Below are 19,954 nucleotides of genomic sequence, written 5' to 3' on the forward strand. Positions count from 1 at the left end.
CGGGTGCGGCTCAGGCGCGGCCGCGGCGGGTACGAACCTCCTGGAGCCGCTCGGCGAGGATGTCCTCAAGCTCGGCGATCGAACGCCGCTCCAGCAGCATGTCCCAGTGGGTACGCGGCGGCTTGGCCTTCTTCTGCTCCGGCTCGCTGCCGTCGACGAGTCGGGCGACGCTGCCGTCGAACTTGCACTCCCAGGTCGTCGGGACCTCGGCGTCGACGGCGAACGGCACCTCGAACTGGTGGCCCTTGGCGCAGAGGTACTCGCGGGTCTGACGCGGCGCGAGCTCCGTGTTGCGGTCGGATTCGTAGCTGACCGCGCCCAACCGGCTTCCGCGCAGCATACGCTCGCCCATGATCGACTTCCCCTCGTTCGTGGTGCTGGTCTTCTGGGTGTAACGGCGCGTTCCCGTCGCACCATTCCCGCCCGAGGGCGTGAGGCGTCCACGGGCGGGCCGGAACCAAGGGTAGCCGGCCACGACCGGGACGCCACGGCGGTGGCGTGTCGTGACTGCCACCGGGGATGTTAAGGCGTGCGAGGACTGTGCCACACGCCCTAACCGCCCGAACGCGGTCAAGGTTGCGGCGACGTCGCACCCGGGTCGGAAGCACCCGCCCCGCCGGGTGCGGCCGCGCCGAGGCGGGCCAGCGCCAGCGCCAGGTCGCTGACCTGGTCACCGAGCTGCGCCACCCGCCGCTGGGCCACGTCCCGGTCGGCCTCGGCGGCCTCGAGCCGTACCGTCAGGGCCGTGAGCCGGCCCTCGGCGGTGGCCGCGGCCTGTCGGGCGGCGGTCAGCTCGGCGGTGAGCGTGTCGCGCTGCTCGGTCGCGGCGGTCAACTCCGCGCGGAGCCGGGCGGCCAGCTCGGCGGCGTCCTGCCGGGCGCCGTCGGCCTCGGCGGCGACGGCCTGGGCGCGGTCCCGGGCCCGTTCGGCCTGTTCGCGGGCCCGGGCGGCGTCCGCGGCCTCGGCGCGGGTCCGGGCGGCGTCGGCGCGGGCCTGGTCGATCTGACGGCGTACGTCCTGCGCCTCGGCCTGCCACCGCGCGGCCCGCTCGCCCGCGTCGGCGGCGTCCCGGGTGGCCCGTTCGGCGTCGGCGCGCGCCGCGTCCCGCTCGACGGTCAGGTCGGCCGCGCGCTGCCGTTCGGTGTCGCGCTCGCCCCGCAGGTCACGGACCTCGGCGCGGGCCTGGTCGCGGTCGCGTTCGGCCTGCGCGCGCAGCGCCTCGGCGGCGCTGACGTCGTGGCGGGCCTGGTCCCGGGCGGCCTCGGCCTGTTGGGCGCGCTCGTCGGCCGCGGCGGCGCGGTGCGCGGCGACCTCGGCACGTCGGGTGGCGTCGTCGGCCTCGGCGCGGGCCGTGCGGGCCTGCTCGCGGGCGCGCGCCGCGTCGGCCGACGCGGTCTCGGCGTCGTCGCGGGCCTCGTCGCGTTCGGTCTGCGCGGCCACGATCTCGGTGGCTGCCTCCGCGCGGGCCTGCGCGAGCTGCCGCTGCACACCCACCGGGGACAGCTCGGCGTGCAGCGCCTCGGTCAACGTCTCGACGATCTGGTCGAGGCGGTCCACCGCCTCCCAGGTGCGGGCCACCTGCCCGGGCAGGCCGGGGGCGTTGCGGTGGCGCATCCGACTGTTGCGCGAGGCGCGTTGGCAGGCGCCGTCGTTGTCACGGCAGTAGCGGAACGGCCGGCCGGCGCCGACACGCTGCGCCACCGGCGCTCCACAGTGGGCGCACGGGCGGGTTTCGGTGGGGGTGAGCGGGGTGTCCATCAAGGGCGAAGTCTAGGCCGCGTGTCGGCCGCTCAGGTCGCCGCCCGGGCCGTCGCGTCCAGGGTGTAGCGGCGCTGCAGCAGCAGCGCGGCGAGCATCGCCGCCGCCGGCAGCAGCCCGAAGCCGTAGCGGACCGCCGCGAGCGCCGCGTCCGGCTGCGCCGGTGACTCACCGGCGGTCGACGCCACGAAGCCGCCCGCCGCCAGGCAGAGGGCGTACGCGTAGGGGCCCAGGGCCGCGCCGGTGGCCTCGGTGGCCGTCCACACCCCGGTGTAGGTGCCCGCTCCGGTGGTGGCGCCGGCGGCGTGGATCACGTCGGGCAGCATCGAGAAGGGCAGCAGTTGCATGCCGGCGAACGCCACCCCGAGCACCGCCACCGCGCCGACGAGCACCGGTAGGCCGGCCGGTCTGCCCACCGCCAGCACCAGCGACCCGGCCGCGAACGCGCCCTGCGCGCCGAGCAGCGCCCGCTGCTTGCCGATCCGGCGGGCCAGCACCAGCCAGGCGGGGGTGACCAGCAGCGCCGGAGCGACGAACGCGGCCACCAGCACCGTGGTCAGCGCGGGGGCACGCAGCTCGTACTCCGCGTAGTAGGGCACCCCGGCCAGGACCAGGTGGGTGCTGGTGGACATGGCCAGGTAGGCGGCGACCAGCGGGCGGAACTGCTCATCGCGCAGGGCGGTGCGCAGCGCCCGCCACCCGCCGTGCCTCGGTGCCGTGCCGCCCGACGCGACGCCGCGCAGCCGGGCGATGCCGGCCACGCCCACCAGCATGGCCACCAGCATCCCGACGGCGAGGACCACGCCCATCCGCTGGTAACCGCCCCGGGTCGCGGCGTCGCCGCCGGTCAGCAGCGGGGCCAGCAGGCCGGAGGCGAGGATGCCGAGGGTCAGCACGACCATCCGGAACGCCATCAGCCGGGTGCGTTCGTCGTAGCCGATGCGCAGGTCGGCGGGGGTGGCCAGGTAGGGGACCTGGTAGGCGGCGAAGAGCAGGTTGCCGGCGACGAAGGCCACCGCCACCCAGCCGGCGGCGGGCGCGCCGGTCAGGCCGCCGGGCACCGCGAACAGCGCGGCGAACGCGACCGGCAGGGCGCAGCCGAGCAGCAGCAGCCGTCGCCGGTCACCCCGGCGGGCCTGTTCGACGTCGGCGCGGTGCCCGACCCACGGGTGCAGCAGCACGTCGGCGATCTTCGGCAGCAGCAGCGCCAGACCGGCCAGCCACGGCCCGACGGCCAGCACGTCGGTGAGGAAGTAGAGCAGCAGCAGGCCGGGAACGGTCACCCAGACACCCATGCCGAGGGAGCCGGCGGCGAACCCGGCGAGGGGGCCGCGGGGCAGCGTCGCGTCGGTGGCGGCCGCGGGCCGCCGGTCGAGCCCGGTCATCGCCGCATCCTCTCCGCAATCCAACAGTTGCTGGATTCTAGGGGCACAATGGCGGCCATGACCACGCCCCGACGCCGTCCGGGTCGACCTCGGCGCGACCAGACCCGACCCACCCGCGAGGTGGTGCTCACCGCCGCGACCGCGCTGTTCGCCGAGCGTGGCTTCGACGCCGTCGGGCTGCGGGAGGTCGCGGCCGCCGCCGGGGTCGACGTCGCCACGGTCGCCCACCACACGGGTACGAAGGCAGCGCTCTACGAGGCGTGTTTCGCGCGGGTGTTCGACGTGGAGCGGCAGGTCCTCACCGCCGCCGCCGAGCGGGCCCGCACGGCCCTCGACGCGGGCCCGGACGCGGCGCGGCGGGCGTTGCACGACCTGGTCGACGTGTTCGTGGACTTCCTGCAGGACCACCCGGAGACCACCGCTCTGTGGCTGCGACGCTGGTTGGAGCCGCAGCGGCACGCCGAGCTGGACCAGCGCTACGCCGAACCGCTCTACCGGCTGGTGGCGGAGCTGCTGACCGCCGCCGCGGCGGCCGGCGCGCTGGCCGAGCCGACCCCGCACATCACCGTACGCAGCCTGGTCTGGGCCACGCACGGACACGTCGTGGCGTTGGCCTCGGGCGTGCCGGCGGCCCGGGAACGCCGCGAGTTCCGGGCGTTCGTGCACCGCTTCCTCACAGCGTTGTACGGACCGACGGGTTGACGGGCCGCCGCCGCCCGACGATTATCCATCGGACGTTGGATAATGCGGGGGAGCGGCGATGCGGGCAGAACCCAGGGTTGCGGTGATCGGCGCCGGCGCGGCCGGACTCGCCACCGTCAAGGCGCTGCGCGACGCCGCCGTCACCGTGGTCTGCTTCGAGGCCACCGACCAGGTCGGCGGCCTCTGGGTGTACGGGGCGCCCGACTCACCCGCGTACCGCACGCTGCACCTGAACACCAGCCGTGGCCGTACCGAGTTCGCCGACCACCCGATGCCCGCCGACTGGCCCGACTACCCGGACCACACGCGGGTCGCCGGCTACCTGGCCGACTACGCCGACCGGTTCGGGCTGCGCGACGCCATCCGGCTGCGGCACACCGTCGAGCGGGTCATCCGCCGACCGGACGGCAGGTGGACGGTCACGGCCAGCGGGCCGGACGGGCCGGTCGAGGTCACCGTCGAGGCCGTGGTCGTCGCCAACGGTCACAACCGGGTGCCCCGGCTGCCCGAGCCGCCGTACCCCGGCACCAGCACCGCCGAGCAGATCCACAGCCACGACTACCGCGGCCCCGAGCAGTTGGCCGGCCGGCGCGTCCTGGTCGTCGGCGGCGGCAACTCGGCGATGGACATCGCGGTGGACGCCTCGTACGCCGCCGAGCGGACGCTGTTGTCGCTGCGCCGGGGCGTCTGGGTGGTGCCCAAGCACCTGCTGGGTCGCCCCTCGGACACCCTCAACGGCGCGCTGGCCCGCCGGCTCCCGTGGCGGCTGCGCCAGCGCATCAGCCAGACCATGCTCGCCGCCGCCGTCGGCAACCCCGCCCGCTACGGGCTGCCCGCGCCGACGCACGGCTTCCTGCAGGACCATCCGACGCTCTCGGACGGCCTGCTGTCCCGGCTCGCCCACGGCGACGTCGAGGCCCGCCCCGGTGTGGCCGCCCTCGACGGCGACCGGGTCGAGTTCACCGACGGCCGCGCCGACCAGGTCGACCTGATCGTGTGGTGCACCGGCTACCGGGTGGAGATCGGGTTCCTGCCGGCCGAGCTGCTGGGCGGCGGGGCCGACACCCTGGCGTTGTACCGGCACGTGTTCCACCCCGCGGCCCCCGGCCTGATGTTCGTCGGGCTGATGCAGTCCACCGGCTCCGCGTTCCCGCTGGTCGAGGCGCAGGCCAAGCTGGTCGCCGCGCAGCTCGCCGGCCGGTACGCCCTGCCCGACCCCGCGCGGCAGCGGGCCGCCTGCCGGGCCGAGCTGCGAGCGGCGACGGCCCGCTGGGGCCAGCGCCGCCCGGCGATGCGGGTGGACTTCGACGTGTACCTGGCCGAGTTGACCCGGGAGTTGAAGACCGGAGCACGCCGGTGACGGCGCTGACCGGCCGGCGGGTCCTCGTCACCGGCGCGAGCGGCACCTTCGGCCGGCACCTCGGCGTCGCGCTGCGCGCCGGCGGCGCCCGGGTGGTGGGGCTCGACCTGCACGCCCGCGACGACGACGACCTGCCGGTGCTCGGCTGCGACCTGACCGACCCGGCCGCCGTCCCCGCCGCCGTGCGGGAGGCCGTCACCCGGCTCGGAGGGCTCGACCTGCTGATCAACAACGCCGGGGTGGGCGGTCCCGCCCCGGCGGAGCTGGCACCGGACGAGGTGGTCCGCCAGCAGTTGGAGGTCAACCTGCTGGCCGCCTGGCGCACCACCGCCGCCGCGCTGCCGGCCCTGCTCGACACCCGCGGGCGGGTGATCTTCGTGGCCAGCCGGATGGCGGTGCTGCCGCTGCCCCTCGCCGCCGCCTACGGGGTCAGCAAACGCGCCCTCGTCGCGTACGCCGACGCGCTGCGCCACGAGGTGGGCACCCACGTCGGGGTGAGCGTCGTCTACCCCAGCATGGTCGCCTCGCCGATCCACGACAGCACCGCCGAGGCCGGGCTGTCGCTGCGGGGAGTGTCCCGCCCCGAGCCGGTCGAGGGTGTCGTCGCGGCGATCCTGCGCGCCGCCACCGCCCGGCGGGCGCCCCGGGACGTGGCGACCACCCGACGCGGCCGGCTGGAGATGGCCGTCGGCCGGCACGCGCCCGCGCTGGCCGACCGGCTGGTCCGCCGTACCCTCGTGGCCCGGCTCGCCGCCGGTGACCTGGACGCCGCGCCGCTGGCCGCCGGGATGGTCCGCCGCCACCGTGGGCGGTGAGGACCGGATCAGGGTACGGCGACAGCCGCCCGGGAACGGTCGGCGGCGATACGGACGGCCAACGCGGCAAGGGCCGTACCGGTCACCCACCGCTGGACGCGCAACCATATCGGCCGGCGGGCGAAGAACCCGGCCAGCGTCCCGGCGCTGAGCACGATCATCGCGTTGACGCTCAGCGCGACGGCGATCTGGGTCAGGCCGAGCAGCAGGCTCTGCGCCGCCACCTGTCCCCGCGCCGGCTCGACGAACTGCGGTAGCAGCGACACGTACAGGATGGCGATCTTCGGGTTGAGCAGGTTGGTGACCAGGCCCATGGTGAACAGCCGCCGGGGCCGGTCCGGTGGCAGCGGCGCGGGCGTGAACGGTGACCCACCACCCGGGCGCACCGTGCGCCAGGCCAGCCACAGCAGGTAGCCGGCGCCGGCCAGTTTCACCACCGTGTACAGCGCCGGGACCAGGACGAACACGGCGGCCAGACCGGCGACCGCCGTGGCCAGGTAGACGCCGAAACCGGCGGCCACCCCGAGCAGCGAGATCAGGCCGGCCCGGCGGCCCTGCGCCACCGACCGGGAGACCAGGTAGACCATGTTCGGGCCGGGCGTGAGCACCAGACCCAACGCCACCAGCGCGATACCCAGCAGCGCACCCGCATCGACCATGACGTCGCCCCCGTTCACCGGCCCCCGACCGACGGTAGGCCGGACGGCGACCGGTGACCCAGAGCCACCTGCGAGGCGGTGGCCTGCCGCACGGGAATGGTCACCGGCCCGACGGCGCTGACCTGTTGCGGCGTGTGTCGCCGGTCGGAGGCGGCGCGTTACGGTGGCCGAAGGAGGTGCCGCAGGGTGACCGAAGCGTGGGACGCGGCCGTGGAGGCGCAGATCCGGGGCGCCGCGCAACGCGGCGAGTTCGACAACCTGCCCGGGATGGGCAAGCCGATCCCCGGGCGCGGGATGCCGTACGACGAGTCGTGGTGGATCAAGAGTTTCCTGGAGCGCGAGAAGCTGCCCAGCGACCTGTTGCTGCCCACCCCGCTGCAACTGCGTCGACGTGTCGAGCAGGTCCCCGACGAGGTCCGCGACCTGCCCACCGAACAGGCCGTGCGGGCCTTCGTGGGGCAGCTCAACGCGCAGATCGTGGCCTGGTTGCGCAACCCCGACGGGCCCCGGGTCGCGGTCCGGCCGGTGAACGCCGACGAGGTGGTCGCCCGCTGGCGTGCCGAACGCGCCCCTCGGCACGTGACCGCCGCCGCCGCCACCGAGCCGGCCACCATCGCCGCCCCGGCCCGCCGATCCCGCCGGGCTTGGTGGCTGCCCTGGCGTCGCCGGGCCTGACGCCCCGAACAGTCCCGAACAGTCCCGAACACCCGCTTTCGCCCTCGATCCCCGTGCCGCCGCTACGGTCGGCACCGGGCGACCTGACGGCAGGCACGGGGAACGGGGGCGACGTGGGTGAGCGCGCCGCGACGTACGCCGAGGTGTTCGCGGTACGCGAGTACCGCCACCTCTTCGGCGCGTACCTGCTGTCCCTGGCGGGCGACCAGCTCACGGCCGTCACCGTGGCGTACCTCGTCTACCACGGGACCGGATCGGCGGCGCTTGCCGCCGCCGCGTACGCCAGCTCCTATCTGGCCTGGCTCGTCGGCGGACCGCTGCTGTCCGGCCTGGCCGACCGGTATCCCCGCCGCCGTGTCCTGATCGTGTGCGACCTTGCCCGCGCGGCCCTCGTGCCGGTGGCGGCGCTGCCGGCCGTCCCCGCGCCGGCCCTGGTGGCGATGCTCTTCGCGGTCAACCTGATGCGGCCGCCGTTCGTGGCCGCGCGCGCGGCGTTGCTGCCCGACGTGCTCGACGGCGACCGGTACGCGGTGGCCAACGGCGTGGACAACATCTGCGCCCAGGTCGTGCAGGTGCTCGGATTCGCCGTCGGCGGGAGCCTGGTGGCGCTGCTGTCGTTGCGCGGCGCGCTGCTGGTCGACGCCGGCACGTTCCTCGTCTCGGCCCTGCTGATCGCGCGCGGCGTCCGGGCACGTCCGGCGCCCCCGGCGCCGTCGGGTCGGGTCCGCGCCGGCCGCGCGGACGGCCTGCGGGTGCTCGCCGCCGACCCCCGGCTGCGCGCCTACCTGCTCGTCCTCTGGACGGCCAGCGCCTGCACCTACGCCGCCGAAGGGCTGATGGCGCCACTGGCGCGGCAGTACGACGGCGACGCCGCCACGGTGGGTGTGTTGCTGGCCGCCGCGCCGACGGGCATGGCGTTCGGCGGGGTCGCGCTCACCCGGTTCTGCCCACCGGCGACCCGACCCCGGCTCATCCTGCCCCTGGCCGCGCTGTCCACCGGCGTGCTGACGGCGGCGTGGCTCGTTCCGCCGCTGTGGGTGCTGCTCCTGCTGCTGGCGCTGGCCGGGGCCGCGAGCGCCTTCGCCGTCCCGCTGAACGCGCTGTTCGGCCGGGCGGTGCCGGCGGAGTACCGGGGACGCGCGTTCGGGGTCGCCGTCACCGGCCTCAGTGGCCTGCAGGGGACGGCGATGGTGCTCGCGGGTCTGGCCGCCGACCGGTGGCCGGCCACCACGGTCGTCGGGTTCAGCGGACTGTCGGGCGTGCTGGCGGTCCTCGCCCTCGGTCCGCTGTGGAGACGTGCCGCCCGTTTCGCGCCGTTTGAGGGGCGGGTCGTACAAACCCGAACGGTCCCGAACGCCGAAAGCCCTACCGCCGAGGTGGGCGGCGGTCGACGCTGAGGTCGTCGGGTGGGCACGGGGCCGCCCCGAAGGGGGGAAGGAGAAGCGCATGCGTGGCGTTCGCGAGCGTGGCATCAGCTGGACCTGAGGAACTACCTGGAACGGCCTCGGCATCCCCGCGGGTGCCGACGGCGTTCAGCAGAGCAGGCGCGGGTGCCGCGCGGGTCGTTGGTCCCTCGACCTGCGCGGCACCCGCCCGACCGGCTGACGGGGTCACTCCACCGCGGCCCGCCACACCCAGGAGGTACGCCGTGCCCGACCCGGCAATTCACCACGGCCGGTCATCCACAGCAGCACGTCGGGCGCGTCGCCGGGCGGGGCGTCCGGGAAGAGCCGCCGCAGCACCAGCGCGCTCAGGCCGTGCGGCGGCTGCCACGGCACGCCGAGGCCGAGGGCGATGTCGTGGGTGTGCAGCACCGTCTCGGCCACCCCCATCGCGGCGAACCCGGCCGGGTCGCAGGGCCCCCAGTGCCAGGCCCGCTCGGTCGGTTCGGCGGCCTCGACGGCGACCGCGAGCAGCCGGGCACAGGCCCGTACCACGTCGAGCACCCGGGCCGGGCTCGCCGTGGGGGAGACCCGCAGGTCGTACGGCAGGTAGCTGTCCTGCGCCAGGCCGGTGACCTGGCCGGCGTACGCGAGCAGGTCGTGCGCGACGTGCGCGGCGGTCGTCCAGCAGCTCCAGGTCAACGTGCCGGCCGGCACCGACCAGTCGCGGTCGAGGTGCGGGCGCAGCACCCGGGTCATCTCGTCGGCCGCCGCCCGTACGTCGGCGCCGGTCATCACGGACGTCCGTAGGTCGATGCGTGCAAGAATCCATCCTCGTGCTCGGGGGGAGGCGGACACCATGTTGCCCAACCTGGTGGTGGACACGACGGTACTGCCGTCGGCGGACCGGTTCGAGTTCTGGTACGCCCTGATCGCCCAGGAGACGGGGCCCGTGCACATCACCAGCGCGCGGCTGGACGATTTCGTCGCGTACGCCCAGGCCATCGACCTCGGCCGGATCCGGTTGGCCTCGCTGCGGTACCCGTCGCTGCTCGCCACCCGGCCCGGCGGGCTGGTCCGTCGAGCCCAGGCGGACATCTACCAGCTCACGCTGCCACTGACGGGTCGTAGCACGCTGGTCCAGGATCGCACCGAGACCGCGCTCGTCGCCGCCAGCCACTTCACCCTGCTGGACACGGCCCGTCCGCACATCGCCCGGCACCGGGCGGACAAGCCCGGTCTCGCCACGACGATCACCGTGCAGATCCCCTACGCGGCGCTGCCGTTGCCGCCGGATCGCGTGCGTCGCCTCCTGGCCACGCCGATGTCGTCGGGTTCCGGCGTCGCCGGGCTCCTGGCCCACCACCTGCGCAGCATCGCGGCGCACCCGGAGCAGTACGAGCCGAACCAGGCCGAGATGCTGGGCGGCATGGCGTTGGACCTGCTCGCCGCCACGCTCGCCCAGCGCCTCGACATCGAGGGTGTTCTGTCGCCGGAGACACGGCACGCCGCGTTACGCGCCCGCGTCGTCGCCTTCATCGACCGCCACCTCGACAGCGCCGAACTCAACCCTCGTAGCGTCGCCGCCGCCCACCACATCTCCCTGCGCTCCCTGCACCGCCTGTTCGACGGTGAGGCGACGACACCTGCCGAGCTGATCCGGGCCAAGCGTCTGGAGCGGTGCCGGCGGGACCTGGGTAACCCCCTGCACGCGCGGCAGCCGGTGCACCTCATCGCCGCCCGTTGGGGTTTCCCGGACAAGGCCCACTTCAGCCGCCTCTTTCGCGCCCGCTACGGACGTTCACCGCAGGCGTACCGGGCGGCCCACACGGCAGCGGACCGCTGAGCCGGCAGCCGTTAGGGCCGTCGGTGGTCGGTCGGGTCGTCCGCGTCGAAGTCGCGTACGGCGGTGCGGATCATCTCGCCGTACGGGTCGTCCGGTAGCTGGTCCAGGTGTTCCCGGGCCCGGGCGAGGTGTTCCCGGGCCGGGCCGGCGTTGCCCAGTCGCCGGTGACAGTCGGCGAGGTTGAGGTACAGCGACGGCAGGAACGCCCGGACCTCGAGCGAGGGCAGGTGCCGCCGGACGCGTTCGTCGGTCAGCTCGGACACCGCCGCCAGGGCGCGTTCGTCCCAGCTCAGCTCCGCGTCGAGGGTGTCCTGAAGGTCGGCGAGATGGTGGGCCACGGTGCAGCGGTGCAGCGCGTCGGCGGTCGGGCCGAGGTCGTCCCACAGCGCGGTGAGCAGTTCGCGGGCCTCGGCGGTGTCGCCGGTCTGGCCGAGCCGCACCGCCTCGATGACGCGGGTCATGGTCGGGTCGAGGGTCATCTGGTCGTTCATGTGGCCGATGGTCAGGCCTCAAGGAGGTCGAGGGTCAAACGGCGAGCGCGCTGGATCTCGTCCAAAAATTTCAATGATCGGTATTAATCTTGCACCTGTCAGTCGAATTTTCGTAGGCTGCCCGGGTGATCGAGCAACCGCTCGTCGAGGCGACGCTCGGCTCGATCGCGATGTACGTGGCGACGCGCCGGATGACCCGGGCGATGCTGCGGTGAGCGACACAAAAGAGCTGGACGCGATACCGCGCGGCCGGTAGCTTGCAGTCGACCGCGACACCGTCCGAGGAGGTGAGACCCATGACCGCTGGTTCGATGTGGGTGCTCCCCTCGCCGTCACGGTTGGGCGACTGACGTAGCTGTCGCCGGGAGCGCCTTTCACCAAGGCACTCTCGAAAGGCCGCTCCTGTGTCCTCCGTTCACCGTGATCCTGCTTCCTCGCCGAGCCCCGACGCGGATCGTCCGCCGCGCCTGTTCGACGTGATCATCGTCGGCTGCGGGCCGACCGGCGCCATGCTTGCCGCCGAACTACGCCTGCACGACGTGCGGGTCCTCGTGCTGGAGAAGGAGACCCAACCTCCGTCGGCCGTCCGCATCGTCGGTCTGCACATCCGCAGCCTCGAGGTGCTGGCGATGCGCGGACTCCTGGACCGCATGCTCGCGCACGGACGGCGACGTCCGGCCGGTGCCTACTTCGCCGCCATCGACAAACCCGCGCCCACCGGGCTGGACTCCCCGTACGCCTACCTGCTGGGCATCCCACAGCCGGTCATCGAACGTCTGCTCGCGGAACACGCGACCGGACTGGGCGCGCAGGTCCGGCGCGGGCGGGCGGTCACCGGTCTCGCGCAGGACGACGAGGGGGTGACCGTCGAGCTGTCCGACGGGGAGCGGTTGCGCAGCCGCTACGTCGTCGGCTGTGACGGCGGGCGCAGCACGGTGCGCAAGCTCCTCGGCGTCGGCTTCCCCGGCGAGCCCACGCGGACCGAGACGCTGATGGGCGAGATGGAAGCGGGTGTCCCGCCGGAGGAGATCGCCGCCACCGTCGCCGCGATCGGCGGAGCCCGGCACCGATTCTGGGTCCGACCCGCGGGTGTCGGGGCCTACAGCGTGGTCGTCCCGGCGGCCGGAGTCAGCGATCGCGCTCAGCCGCCCACCATCGAGGATTTCGCTCAACAACTGCGGGCCGTCGCCGGAACCGACTTCCGCGTGCACTCGCCGCGCTGGATGTCCCGCTTCGGCGACGCCACCCGGCTTGCCGAGCGGTACCGGGTCGGTCGGGTCCTGCTGGCCGGCGACGCCGCCCACATTCATCCGCCCATCGGCGGTCAGGGCCTCAACCTGGGCGTGCAGGACGCGGTCAACCTCGGCTGGAAACTGGCCGCGCAGGTTCAGGGCTGGGCCCCGGACACCCTGTTGGACACCTACCAGGCCGAACGTCGTCCGGTCGCCGCCGACGTGCTGGACAACACCCGCGCCCAGACGCAACTGCTGTCCGACGAACCGGGCGCGCGGGCCGTACGCCGTCTGCTCAGTGAGCTGATGGACTTCGACGAGGTGAACCGCCATCTGCTGGAGAAGATCACCGGAACCGGCCTCCGCTACGACCTGGGCGAGGGCCCGGACCTGCTCGGTCGCCGGCTGCCCGACGTCGACGTGCGACAGGGCAACCTCTACGGGCTGCTGCATCGCGGCCGTGGCCTGCTGGTGGACCGCACCGAGCGACTGACCGTCGGTGGCTGGAAGGACCGGGTCGATCATCTCGCGGACGCCGGGGCGGCGGTGGACGTCCCGTGCCTCCTGCTGCGTCCCGACGGCTACGTCGCCTGGATCGGCGACGAGCAGCGGAACCTCGACGACCATCTCGCCCGGTGGTTCGGCATGCCGTGAGTACGAGCGACGCTCAGGGCCCTTATTCAAGTTGACGCTTTATAAAGCTTCTGCTTGGATAAGGGTCATGAGCGTGACCCTCGACGACCAGCAGCTTGATGCGCTGTTCACCGCACTGAGCGATCGGACCAGGCGCGACATCGTGGCTCGGCTGACCACGGGCCAGGCGACGGTCAAGGAGCTGGCCGAGCCGTACGCCATGAGCATGCAGGCCGTGTCGCAGCACATCCGGGTGCTCGAGCGGGCCGGCCTGATCAGTCAGGGGCGGCACCGGCAGAGCCGGCCGTGTCGCCTCGAACCCGCGGCGCTGGACGCCGCGCTGTCCTGGATCGAGCAGAGCCGCCAGGCCTGGGCGGATCGCCTGGACCGCCTGGAGACACACCTCGCCCACCTGCAGGAAGGCTGAAATCCGTGGGTGACGACGAACTCGTCTACCGGCGGGTCTTCCGCGCGCCGCGCGAACTTGTGTGGCGGTGCCTCACCGAGCCCGACGAACTCGCGCAGTTCTGGGGACCGCGCGGCATGGTGACACCGGTCGAGGGCATCGTCGTCGACCTCCGGCCCGGGGGTCGGTTCGAGACCCTGATGATCGGAGACCAGGGCAGCTACCGGATGGTCGCCACGTTCACCGAGATCGTTGTGCCTGAGCTGCTCGCCTGGGTCGAGCCGGCGACCCGGATGCACACGACCAGCACGTTTCACGATCTCGGCGACGGCGGAACCGCGGTCGTCATCCACCAGCGGCACGTGCCCGAGGCGATGCGTACGCCCGATGCTCGCGCTGGTTTCGCCACCTCGCTCGACAAGCTCGCGGAGCGCCTCGCCCACCTCACCCGGAAGGATCAACCATGACTGACCCGCAGCCGTGGGTCGCATCGACCTACCGAGGGCTCGCCGACCTTCTCGCCACCTCGGCCATCGACATCTGGGATGCGCCCTCGTTGTGCGAGAAGTGGCTGGTGCGGCACGTCGTCGCGCACGTCACGATGCCGGTGCGGCTGACCCCCGCACAGTTCGCGGCCGAAATGGCCGCAGCCCGCGGTGACTTCACGGTGCTCTCCGACACCGTGGCCACGCGCGACGCCGAGCTGCCCCGCACCGACCTTCTCGATCAGCTCCGATCGCCGAGCCTGCACGCCTGGCAGCCGCCGGGCGGTGGCGCCGCCGGCGCGCTGAGTCACGCCGTCATCCACTCCCTGGACGTGACGCTCGCCCTCGGCCGGCCCGATGTCGCACCGGCGGACGCGGTCGGCACCGTCCTGGGCAATCTAGGTGACGCCAACGGCGCCATCTTCGGAATCGACCTGGCCGGTGTCCGACTCGAGGCGACCGACACGGACCGGCGCTGGGGGAGCGGTGAGGTCGTCCGTGGTGACAGCGGTTCTCTGGTGGCGCTGCTGAGCGGTCGAACGCTGCCCGACGGCCGGAGCCTGCCCCGCGGCTGACGCCGCGATATCGAACCATGACCGACCGCGAAATTGTGTGTCGTGTCCGGGTAATTACGCAGGTGGCGACGGCGCTCCATGATGGTGCCAGGATGTCGATCTGGACGTTCGGTGCGTCGATCGGCTTCGGTTCTCGGGTTCGAGACGGTGACGCCAACTCGGTCGCCACCGAACGCGAGTGCGCCTACCACCGGCGAGGAGAGACGTGACCCCGGACATTCAGGCGGTGCTGGCCATCGGCGCCACGACACTGGTGACCGCCGCCGCTACGGACGTGTGGAACGGGTTGGCTCGCCCGGGGTTCATCCGGCTGTTCGGACGCGGTCGCGCCGACCAGGAGGCGAAGGCCGCGCGTCGGCTCGATGCGCTGGCGGCCACCGTGGAGCAGGCACCGGCGGACAAGCAGGTCGAGGTCCGGGCCCAGCAGCAGCCGCAATGGCTGACCCGGTTGCAGGATCTCGCCGAAGACGACCCGGCCGTCATCGATGACCTGCGGGCCCTTGTCACCGAGGTCACCGCCCGGCTACCCGCCGAGCAGAAGGTGCAGATCCAGAACATCGTGGCCCGGGACCACGGCGTCGCGTTCGGCGTCCAGAACGGCAACATCATCTACCACGAGGCGTCACCGTCGACGGAAGCGTGAGCGGGAGTCGATGGATCGCATGGCCACGGCAGAGGAACCACACCCCTCCTTCCAGCAGGTCACGTCGGTCGCTGGGTTCGCCTACGGCGTGATCAACGCCGACATCCACGTCTTCGCCAACGGCGAACCGCTCTACCTGCTGGCCAACTGGCAACCCGAACCGGACGCCGACGTGGACTGGCTGCGGCAGATGCCCAGCCGCATGCTCAACGCCCGACGCGCCGTGGTGCCGTTCACCGGCCGCGATCAGGAACTCGCCGACCTGCGGCAGTGGCGCGACAGCGGACCGCCGCGGCTGAGCGTGCGCTGGCTGCACGGGCCCGGCGGGCAGGGCAAGACCCGTCTCGCCGCCCAACTCGCGGCCGAGTCGCTCAGCGCCGGCTGGAAAGTGGTTGCCGCGTTCCACGGTCCCGACGCCGACCGGCCCGAGCCCGGCAGCCACGACCTCGCCCTGACCGGGACCGCCGGGCTTCTTCTCGTGGTTGACTACGCCGACCGGTGGCTGTTGAGCAACCTCACCTGGCTACTCAAGAACACCCTGCTTCACCAGGTCGGCGTCCCCACCCGAATTCTCATGATCGGCCGCAGCCTGGACACGTGGCCGGCGATCAGCGCCATCCTCGACAACTATCGGGGCCACACGAGCGCCCAGCGGCTCCCCGACCTGCCCACCGATCACGCCCGGCCCACCATGTTCACCGCGGCCCGCGACCGGTTCGCCGCCATTTACCGGCATCCCCGCCCTTCCACGATCCTGCCCTCGGTCCCGCTCGACAGTCCCGAGTTCGGGCTCACCCTCGCCGTACACATGGCCGCCCTGGTCGCCGTCGACGCCGCTGTCAGCGGCGAGCGGCCTCCCGAAGGCATGGACGCCCTGACCCGGTACCTGCTCAATCGGGAACAACTGCACTGGCGACGGCTCTACCACGACGGCGTCACGGGAACCGGGAGCGGCTATCGGACCCCGGGCGACGTGATGAACCACGCCGTTTTCACCGCTGCCCTCACCGGCGCGCTCGACCGCACCGCCGGCGCCGAGCTTCTCGAACAGCTCGGTGTCGGGCCAGATGTCGAACAGATCCTCCGCGACCACACGGTCTGCTATCCACCTGCCGAACCCAACCAGCCAACCGTCCTGGAACCCCTCTATCCGGACCGGCTCACCGAGGACTTCCTCGCACTCACCCTGCCGGGACACCACACCGACTACCCCGCGCAGGACTGGGCACCCCGCACCGCAACCGCTCTCCTGACCGCCCGCTCCCAGGACGACTCGACAAGCTCGGTGCTCTCCCGATCGGTCACGTTCCTCGCCGCGGCCGCTGACCGCTGGCCCCACGTGGGCAGCACTCTCCTCTACCCGCTATTGCGCACACATCCCGATCTCGCGATCAGAGCGGGCGGCACCGCGTTGACCGCTCTCGCCACCAGCCGATCCGTGAGCATCGAGGTGCTGGAGAGCATCGAACCTCTGCTACCGATCGAGAGGCACATAAACTATGACATCGCCGCGGCCGCCGTGACGAGCGTGCTGACCGCGCACCGCCTCGCCCACACCACTGATCCCGCCGAACAAGCTGTTCTGCAGTCCAAACAGGTCTTCCGCCTTGCCCGTGTCGGCCGCCAGGAGGAGGCTCTGGCCGTGGCCGAGGAGGCCGTGGCCACCTGGCGGCGGCTGACCGAGGCAGACCCGGACGCCCACCAAGAAAACCTCGCCACCTCGTTGAGCGACCTCGGCCTCCGTCTGTCCGAGCTGGGTCGCGGCGAGCAGGCCGTGGCTCCGGTCCAGGAGGCTGTCGCCGTCTTCCGTCGGCTGGCCGCGGCAGACCCGGGCGACTACCTACCCTTTCTTGCCACGTCGCTGAACACTGTCGCTGCGGTTCTAGCCCGGCTGGGCCGCCTGGCGGAGGCTCTGGCCGTGGCCGAGGAGGCCGTGGCCACCTGGCGGCGGCTGGCCGAGGCGAACCCGGACGCCTACCTATCCGACCTCGCCAACTCGTTGAACAACCTCGGCGCCTGCCTGTCCGAGCTGGGTCGCTCCGGGCAGGCCCTGGCCCCAGCCAAGGAAGCCGTGACCATCCTGGGGCGGCTGGCCGAGAAGAAACGCGGCTTCTACGTGTCCGACTTCGCCCTGTCGTTGAACAACCTCGGCAACTGCCTGTCCGCGCTGGGCCGCCGTGAGCAGGCGCTGGAGGCGACTCAGTCGGCCGCCGGCACTTACCGGGTACTGGCCGAGGCGAATCCGGACTCCTACCTACCCGACCTCGCCCTGTCGCTGAACAACCTCGGCCTCCGCCTGTCCGCGCTGGGCCGCCCTGAGCAGGCCCTGGCCCCGGCCGAGGAAGCCGTGGCCATCCGGCGGCGGCTGGCCGAGACGAACCCGAACGTCCACCTTCCCCACCTCGCCGACTCGTTGAACAACCTCGGCGCCTACCTGTTCGAGCTGGGCCGCCCTGAGCAGGCCCTGGCCCCGACCGAGGAAGCCGTGGCCATCGGACGGCGGTTGGCCGAGACGAACCCGGACGTCCACCTTCCCGACCTCGCCGACTCGTTGACCAACCTCGGGGCCCACCTGTCCGCGCTGGGCCGCCCTGAGCAGGCGTTGGCTGCTGCTGAGGCCGCCGCCGTCATTCACCGGCGGCTGGCCGAGGTAAATCCGGACGTCTACCTAGCCGACCTCGCCACCTCGTTGACCAGCGTCGGCAGCATCCTTTTCGCGCTGGGCCGCCGCGAACGGGCCATCGCCCCGGCCGAGGAAATCGTGGCCGTCCGGCGGCAACTGGCCGAGACGAACCGGGACGCCCACCTACCCGACCTCGCCATGTCGTTGTGGACATACGCCACGGTGTGCGCAGACGCGAAGCAGAACCTGCCCGAAGCCTTGAAGGCGATCACCGAGGCGACTCAGCTCTACGGATCGTTGGCCAAACGTATGCCGCAGAAGTTCGCAGGCCAAGCACTCTCCGCGTACCGGACTCTGGCCGATGTGCTGGAAGGAGTCGGCCGCAGGGAGGAAGCGGACGGTCTTCGGCAGCAGCTCGACAGGGTTTCGATCAGAACCACGGATTGAGCCTTCAGGGATGGCCACGGTCCCACCACCTGCGCCACTCATCGGTGTCAGCCGAGCACCGGCACCGAGCGCCCCTCGTCAACCGTGTAGGCGCCCGTCGAGAGGACGCCGAGGGTCGCCGGCGTCAGGGTCAGCGACACGACGCCGCCGGGCAACACGCGGATGCTGTCCTCGGACGCCGCGAACGTCGCGGGCGTCGACCCGTCCGGAAAGAGGCGCTTGCCGCTGCCGACGACGACCGGGTACTGCAGCAGCCGGTAGAGGTCGACGAGTCCGGCCTCGTGCAGCGTCTGCACGAGCCGCCAACTGCCGTGCACCTGGAGTTCCCCGCCCGGCCGGTCCTTGAGCCGGCGGACCTCGTCGAGGATGTCGGTGCGCAACACCGTCGTCGGGCTCCAGTCGGCCTCCTCGTCGGTCAGGGTCTCGCTGACGACGTACTTGGGCAGGGTGTTGAGCTTGGCGGCGATCAGGTCGTCGGGTGCGGTGACCTTCGGCCAGTAGCCGCCGAGCAGGCCGTAGCTCGTGCGGCCGAAGAGGAAGGCGTCGGCCGTACGGAACCAGCCCTCGACGACCTCGTTGGTGTGCGCGGACATGTGCGGGACGAGCCAGCCGCCCCGGTCGAAGCTGTCCGAGCGGTCCTCGTCCGGGGCGCCCGGTCCCTGCATGACGCCGTCGAGGCTCACGAAGACGTTGACGCTGAGCAGCACGGTTATCCTCCGTCGGGTGGGTCGGGCCGCCGCCCTCCGGCGGCCGGCCGACGGAGGTTAGCTGCCGGGTCGCGGATCGGTCTTGTACAGGAACGACATCGTCGGGTCGTCACCGGCGCCCAGCCCTCGCGCGGTGTGTCCGACGTAGCGCCGCAGCGCGTGTGCCAGGTGAGCCTGGTCGAAGTAGCCCAGCACCGAGACGACCGCGCGCCAGTCGAGGCCGTCGCGCAGCATGGTGGCCGCGGCGTTCGCGCGGTCGATCTGCGTCACGGCGGTCGGCGACAGTCCGGTGACGGCACGGTGTTGCCGCTGGTGGGTGCGCGTGGACCCGTGACGGTCGGCCTCGGTTCCCGTCAGGCGTGAGGGAACCAGCAGCCCCGAGTCGCGCAGCCGTCGGACGAACTGCTCGACGTTCTCGTACGTCGGCGTCTCCCAGTCCTCGCCGCCGATGACCACCCGGCCCGAGCGTGTCACCGGGAAGGACACGTGACTGTCGACGATCGACGTCGCGGGGTGCGGCCGGAAGACAGCGCCGAGCGTCAACCGGATCCCGAGGAACTCGGCGTCCGGCGGGACCGGTGCCGTGGTCGCCTTGGTCTCGGGCCCGCGTAGCGAGACCAGGAGCCGCCCGGCCGAACGCGTGACGATCAGGTGGCAGCACGTACGCGCCACGGACGTCATCGTCTCCTCGGCGTCGCTGGTGGTGCGCCACACGCGGTCGACGATGTCCGCGTCCGCGTCGGTCGGACGATGCTCGAACCGCAACGCCATGACGCCTCCGAGCTGTCCCAATACCGGCTCCTGAGCCTAGGGCGTGTGCTGGCGGATGTGCGATCAGGGATCGAGAGGTTGGTCGGGAGGGGTCAGCCGGGGGTGCTCCAGACCAGGGGCGCTTTGCGGGTCCACGCGTCGTCCTCGATCGTCTGGACGAGGAACCGGGCGAGGTCGGCGCGGTTGATCCGTGCGCCGGGCTTTTCGGTGCCGGCCTCGGACGCCCGCACGGTGCCACCGGTGGTCTTGTCGGTCAGGGTCACGGCGCGGACCAGGGTCCAGTCGATGCCGGACGGGGCACGGATGACCTGGTCGACGCCTGCCTTGATGTTCGACAGCTCGGGCAGGACGGCCTGATC

Annotated in this window: 21 protein-coding genes; 12 read left to right on the top strand and 9 right to left on the bottom strand. The window is 72.6% G+C overall.

What is annotated here, in order from left to right; translation table 11 throughout:
- Nucleotides 1–10: 10 nt before the first annotated feature.
- From ACIBTX_RS27610 to ACIBTX_RS27620, 3 genes are all read right to left on the bottom strand, one after another.
- Nucleotides 11–352 (bottom strand): RNA polymerase-binding protein RbpA, encoded by a 342-nt coding sequence (locus ACIBTX_RS27610; RefSeq protein ID WP_046564157.1) that lies wholly within the window; start codon nucleotides 350–352, stop codon nucleotides 11–13.
- A gap of 218 nt (nucleotides 353–570) precedes the next feature.
- Nucleotides 571–1,758, bottom strand: coding sequence for a hypothetical protein (locus ACIBTX_RS27615; RefSeq protein ID WP_357170573.1), 1,188 nt, complete (start codon nucleotides 1,756–1,758; stop codon nucleotides 571–573).
- 32 nt (nucleotides 1,759–1,790) lie between these two features.
- The gene (locus ACIBTX_RS27620; RefSeq protein ID WP_357170047.1) at nucleotides 1,791–3,143 is read right to left on the bottom strand and encodes an MFS transporter; all 1,353 of its coding nucleotides are present in this window, start codon (nucleotides 3,141–3,143) and stop codon (nucleotides 1,791–1,793) included.
- Between the two features lie 57 nt (nucleotides 3,144–3,200).
- On the opposite strand from ACIBTX_RS27620, the gene ACIBTX_RS27625 reads away from it, so the two are divergent.
- The 3 genes from ACIBTX_RS27625 to ACIBTX_RS27635 are packed head-to-tail and all read left to right on the top strand — an operon-like array spanning nucleotide 3,201 to nucleotide 6,020.
- Complete coding sequence (locus ACIBTX_RS27625) at nucleotides 3,201–3,845, top strand: TetR/AcrR family transcriptional regulator (RefSeq protein WP_357118555.1); 645 nt, start codon at nucleotides 3,201–3,203, stop codon at nucleotides 3,843–3,845.
- A gap of 58 nt (nucleotides 3,846–3,903) precedes the next feature.
- Complete coding sequence (locus ACIBTX_RS27630) at nucleotides 3,904–5,205, top strand: NAD(P)-binding domain-containing protein (RefSeq protein ID WP_357118558.1); 1,302 nt, start codon at nucleotides 3,904–3,906, stop codon at nucleotides 5,203–5,205.
- A complete protein-coding gene (locus tag ACIBTX_RS27635) occupies nucleotides 5,202–6,020 on the top strand; it encodes an SDR family NAD(P)-dependent oxidoreductase (protein ID WP_357170050.1) in 819 nt (272 codons plus the stop codon). Before ACIBTX_RS27630 ends, ACIBTX_RS27635 begins: the two co-directional genes overlap by 4 nt.
- 8 nt (nucleotides 6,021–6,028) lie before the next feature.
- Here ACIBTX_RS27635 and ACIBTX_RS27640 read toward each other — a convergent pair whose 3' ends face one another.
- Nucleotides 6,029–6,679, bottom strand: coding sequence for a LysE family translocator (locus tag ACIBTX_RS27640; RefSeq protein ID WP_357170575.1), 651 nt, complete (start codon nucleotides 6,677–6,679; stop codon nucleotides 6,029–6,031).
- A 186-nt stretch (nucleotides 6,680–6,865) separates the two neighbouring features.
- Here ACIBTX_RS27640 and ACIBTX_RS27645 point away from each other — a divergent pair, with 186 nt between their 5' ends.
- Together ACIBTX_RS27645 and ACIBTX_RS27650 are read left to right on the top strand one after the other, a co-directional pair.
- The gene (locus tag ACIBTX_RS27645; RefSeq protein ID WP_357170053.1) at nucleotides 6,866–7,354 is read left to right on the top strand and encodes a DUF1992 domain-containing protein; all 489 of its coding nucleotides are present in this window, start codon (nucleotides 6,866–6,868) and stop codon (nucleotides 7,352–7,354) included.
- Between the two features lie 113 nt (nucleotides 7,355–7,467).
- Nucleotides 7,468–8,751: an MFS transporter gene (locus tag ACIBTX_RS27650; RefSeq protein ID WP_357170056.1), complete on the top strand. Its 1,284-nt coding sequence runs from the start codon at nucleotides 7,468–7,470 to the stop codon at nucleotides 8,749–8,751.
- Nucleotides 8,752–8,964: 213 nt separating this feature from the next.
- Here ACIBTX_RS27650 and ACIBTX_RS27655 read toward each other — a convergent pair whose 3' ends face one another.
- Nucleotides 8,965–9,531, bottom strand: a complete 567-nt coding sequence (locus tag ACIBTX_RS27655) for a maleylpyruvate isomerase N-terminal domain-containing protein (RefSeq protein WP_357170059.1) — start codon at nucleotides 9,529–9,531, stop codon at nucleotides 8,965–8,967.
- 64 nt (nucleotides 9,532–9,595) lie between these two features.
- Between ACIBTX_RS27655 and ACIBTX_RS27660 the strand changes: the two genes are divergently transcribed.
- On the top strand, nucleotides 9,596–10,582 hold the full coding sequence (locus ACIBTX_RS27660; protein WP_357170062.1) for a helix-turn-helix domain-containing protein: 987 nt from the start codon (nucleotides 9,596–9,598) through the stop codon (nucleotides 10,580–10,582).
- A gap of 11 nt (nucleotides 10,583–10,593) precedes the next feature.
- Here the strand turns inward: ACIBTX_RS27660 and ACIBTX_RS27665 are convergent, their stop codons facing one another.
- Nucleotides 10,594–11,073, bottom strand: a complete 480-nt coding sequence (locus tag ACIBTX_RS27665) for a hypothetical protein (protein ID WP_357170065.1) — start codon at nucleotides 11,071–11,073, stop codon at nucleotides 10,594–10,596.
- 467 nt (nucleotides 11,074–11,540) lie between these two features.
- Between ACIBTX_RS27665 and ACIBTX_RS27670 the strand changes: the two genes are divergently transcribed.
- The 6 genes from ACIBTX_RS27670 (at nucleotide 11,541) to ACIBTX_RS27695 (ending at nucleotide 18,117) form a co-directional block, all read left to right on the top strand.
- The gene (locus ACIBTX_RS27670) at nucleotides 11,541–12,959 is read left to right on the top strand and encodes an FAD-dependent monooxygenase (protein ID WP_357170577.1); all 1,419 of its coding nucleotides are present in this window, start codon (nucleotides 11,541–11,543) and stop codon (nucleotides 12,957–12,959) included.
- 67 nt (nucleotides 12,960–13,026) lie between these two features.
- Entirely contained in the window at nucleotides 13,027–13,365 is a 339-nt protein-coding gene (locus tag ACIBTX_RS27675) for a metalloregulator ArsR/SmtB family transcription factor (protein WP_357118580.1), read from the top strand.
- A gap of 5 nt (nucleotides 13,366–13,370) precedes the next feature.
- Entirely contained in the window at nucleotides 13,371–13,811 is a 441-nt protein-coding gene (locus tag ACIBTX_RS27680) for an SRPBCC domain-containing protein (protein ID WP_357118584.1), read from the top strand.
- A complete protein-coding gene (locus ACIBTX_RS27685) occupies nucleotides 13,808–14,404 on the top strand; it encodes a maleylpyruvate isomerase family mycothiol-dependent enzyme (protein ID WP_357118587.1) in 597 nt (198 codons plus the stop codon). The genes ACIBTX_RS27680 and ACIBTX_RS27685 overlap by 4 nt, the downstream gene beginning before the upstream one ends.
- A gap of 205 nt (nucleotides 14,405–14,609) precedes the next feature.
- Nucleotides 14,610–15,047 (top strand): hypothetical protein, encoded by a 438-nt coding sequence (locus tag ACIBTX_RS27690; protein WP_357118590.1) that lies wholly within the window; start codon nucleotides 14,610–14,612, stop codon nucleotides 15,045–15,047.
- Nucleotides 15,048–15,066: 19 nt separating this feature from the next.
- On the top strand, nucleotides 15,067–18,117 hold the full coding sequence (locus tag ACIBTX_RS27695; protein WP_357170071.1) for a tetratricopeptide repeat protein: 3,051 nt from the start codon (nucleotides 15,067–15,069) through the stop codon (nucleotides 18,115–18,117).
- A 47-nt stretch (nucleotides 18,118–18,164) separates the two neighbouring features.
- Here ACIBTX_RS27695 and ACIBTX_RS27700 read toward each other — a convergent pair whose 3' ends face one another.
- The 3 genes from ACIBTX_RS27700 to ACIBTX_RS27710 all read right to left on the bottom strand — a co-directional run bounded on the left by ACIBTX_RS27700 (nucleotide 18,165) and on the right by ACIBTX_RS27710 (nucleotide 19,942).
- A complete protein-coding gene (locus ACIBTX_RS27700) occupies nucleotides 18,165–18,824 on the bottom strand; it encodes a dihydrofolate reductase family protein (RefSeq protein WP_357170074.1) in 660 nt (219 codons plus the stop codon).
- A 57-nt stretch (nucleotides 18,825–18,881) separates the two neighbouring features.
- Nucleotides 18,882–19,595, bottom strand: a complete 714-nt coding sequence (locus ACIBTX_RS27705; RefSeq protein WP_357118598.1) for an AraC family transcriptional regulator — start codon at nucleotides 19,593–19,595, stop codon at nucleotides 18,882–18,884.
- Nucleotides 19,596–19,687: 92 nt separating this feature from the next.
- Entirely contained in the window at nucleotides 19,688–19,942 is a 255-nt protein-coding gene (locus ACIBTX_RS27710) for an NAD(P)H-binding protein (RefSeq protein ID WP_357170579.1), read from the bottom strand.
- Nucleotides 19,943–19,954: the final 12 nt, after the last annotated feature.

It is taken from the genome of Micromonospora sp. NPDC049359 (assembly GCF_044466585.1).
Taxonomy (GTDB): domain Bacteria; phylum Actinomycetota; class Actinomycetes; order Mycobacteriales; family Micromonosporaceae; genus Micromonospora.

Excerpts from the sequence above, each read along its gene's own strand:
- ACIBTX_RS27685 (WP_357118587.1), top strand. The coding sequence starts at position 13,808 with ATGACTGACCCGCAGCCGTGGGTCGCATCGACCTACCGAGGGCTCGCC.
- ACIBTX_RS27640 (WP_357170575.1), bottom strand. The coding sequence starts at position 6,679 with ATGGTCGATGCGGGTGCGCTGCTGGGTATCGCGCTGGTGGCGTTGGGT.
- ACIBTX_RS27665 (WP_357170065.1), bottom strand. The coding sequence starts at position 11,073 with ATGAACGACCAGATGACCCTCGACCCGACCATGACCCGCGTCATCGAG.
- ACIBTX_RS27695 (WP_357170071.1), top strand. The coding sequence starts at position 15,067 with ATGGCCACGGCAGAGGAACCACACCCCTCCTTCCAGCAGGTCACGTCG.
- ACIBTX_RS27630 (WP_357118558.1), top strand. The coding sequence starts at position 3,904 with ATGCGGGCAGAACCCAGGGTTGCGGTGATCGGCGCCGGCGCGGCCGGA.
- ACIBTX_RS27620 (WP_357170047.1), bottom strand. The coding sequence starts at position 3,143 with ATGACCGGGCTCGACCGGCGGCCCGCGGCCGCCACCGACGCGACGCTG.
- ACIBTX_RS27615 (WP_357170573.1), bottom strand. The coding sequence starts at position 1,758 with ATGGACACCCCGCTCACCCCCACCGAAACCCGCCCGTGCGCCCACTGT.
- ACIBTX_RS27705 (WP_357118598.1), bottom strand. The coding sequence starts at position 19,595 with ATGGCGTTGCGGTTCGAGCATCGTCCGACCGACGCGGACGCGGACATC.
- ACIBTX_RS27660 (WP_357170062.1), top strand. The coding sequence starts at position 9,596 with ATGTTGCCCAACCTGGTGGTGGACACGACGGTACTGCCGTCGGCGGAC.
- ACIBTX_RS27655 (WP_357170059.1), bottom strand. The coding sequence starts at position 9,531 with ATGACCGGCGCCGACGTACGGGCGGCGGCCGACGAGATGACCCGGGTG.
- ACIBTX_RS27675 (WP_357118580.1), top strand. The coding sequence starts at position 13,027 with ATGAGCGTGACCCTCGACGACCAGCAGCTTGATGCGCTGTTCACCGCA.
- ACIBTX_RS27610 (WP_046564157.1), bottom strand. The coding sequence starts at position 352 with ATGGGCGAGCGTATGCTGCGCGGAAGCCGGTTGGGCGCGGTCAGCTAC.
- ACIBTX_RS27625 (WP_357118555.1), top strand. The coding sequence starts at position 3,201 with ATGACCACGCCCCGACGCCGTCCGGGTCGACCTCGGCGCGACCAGACC.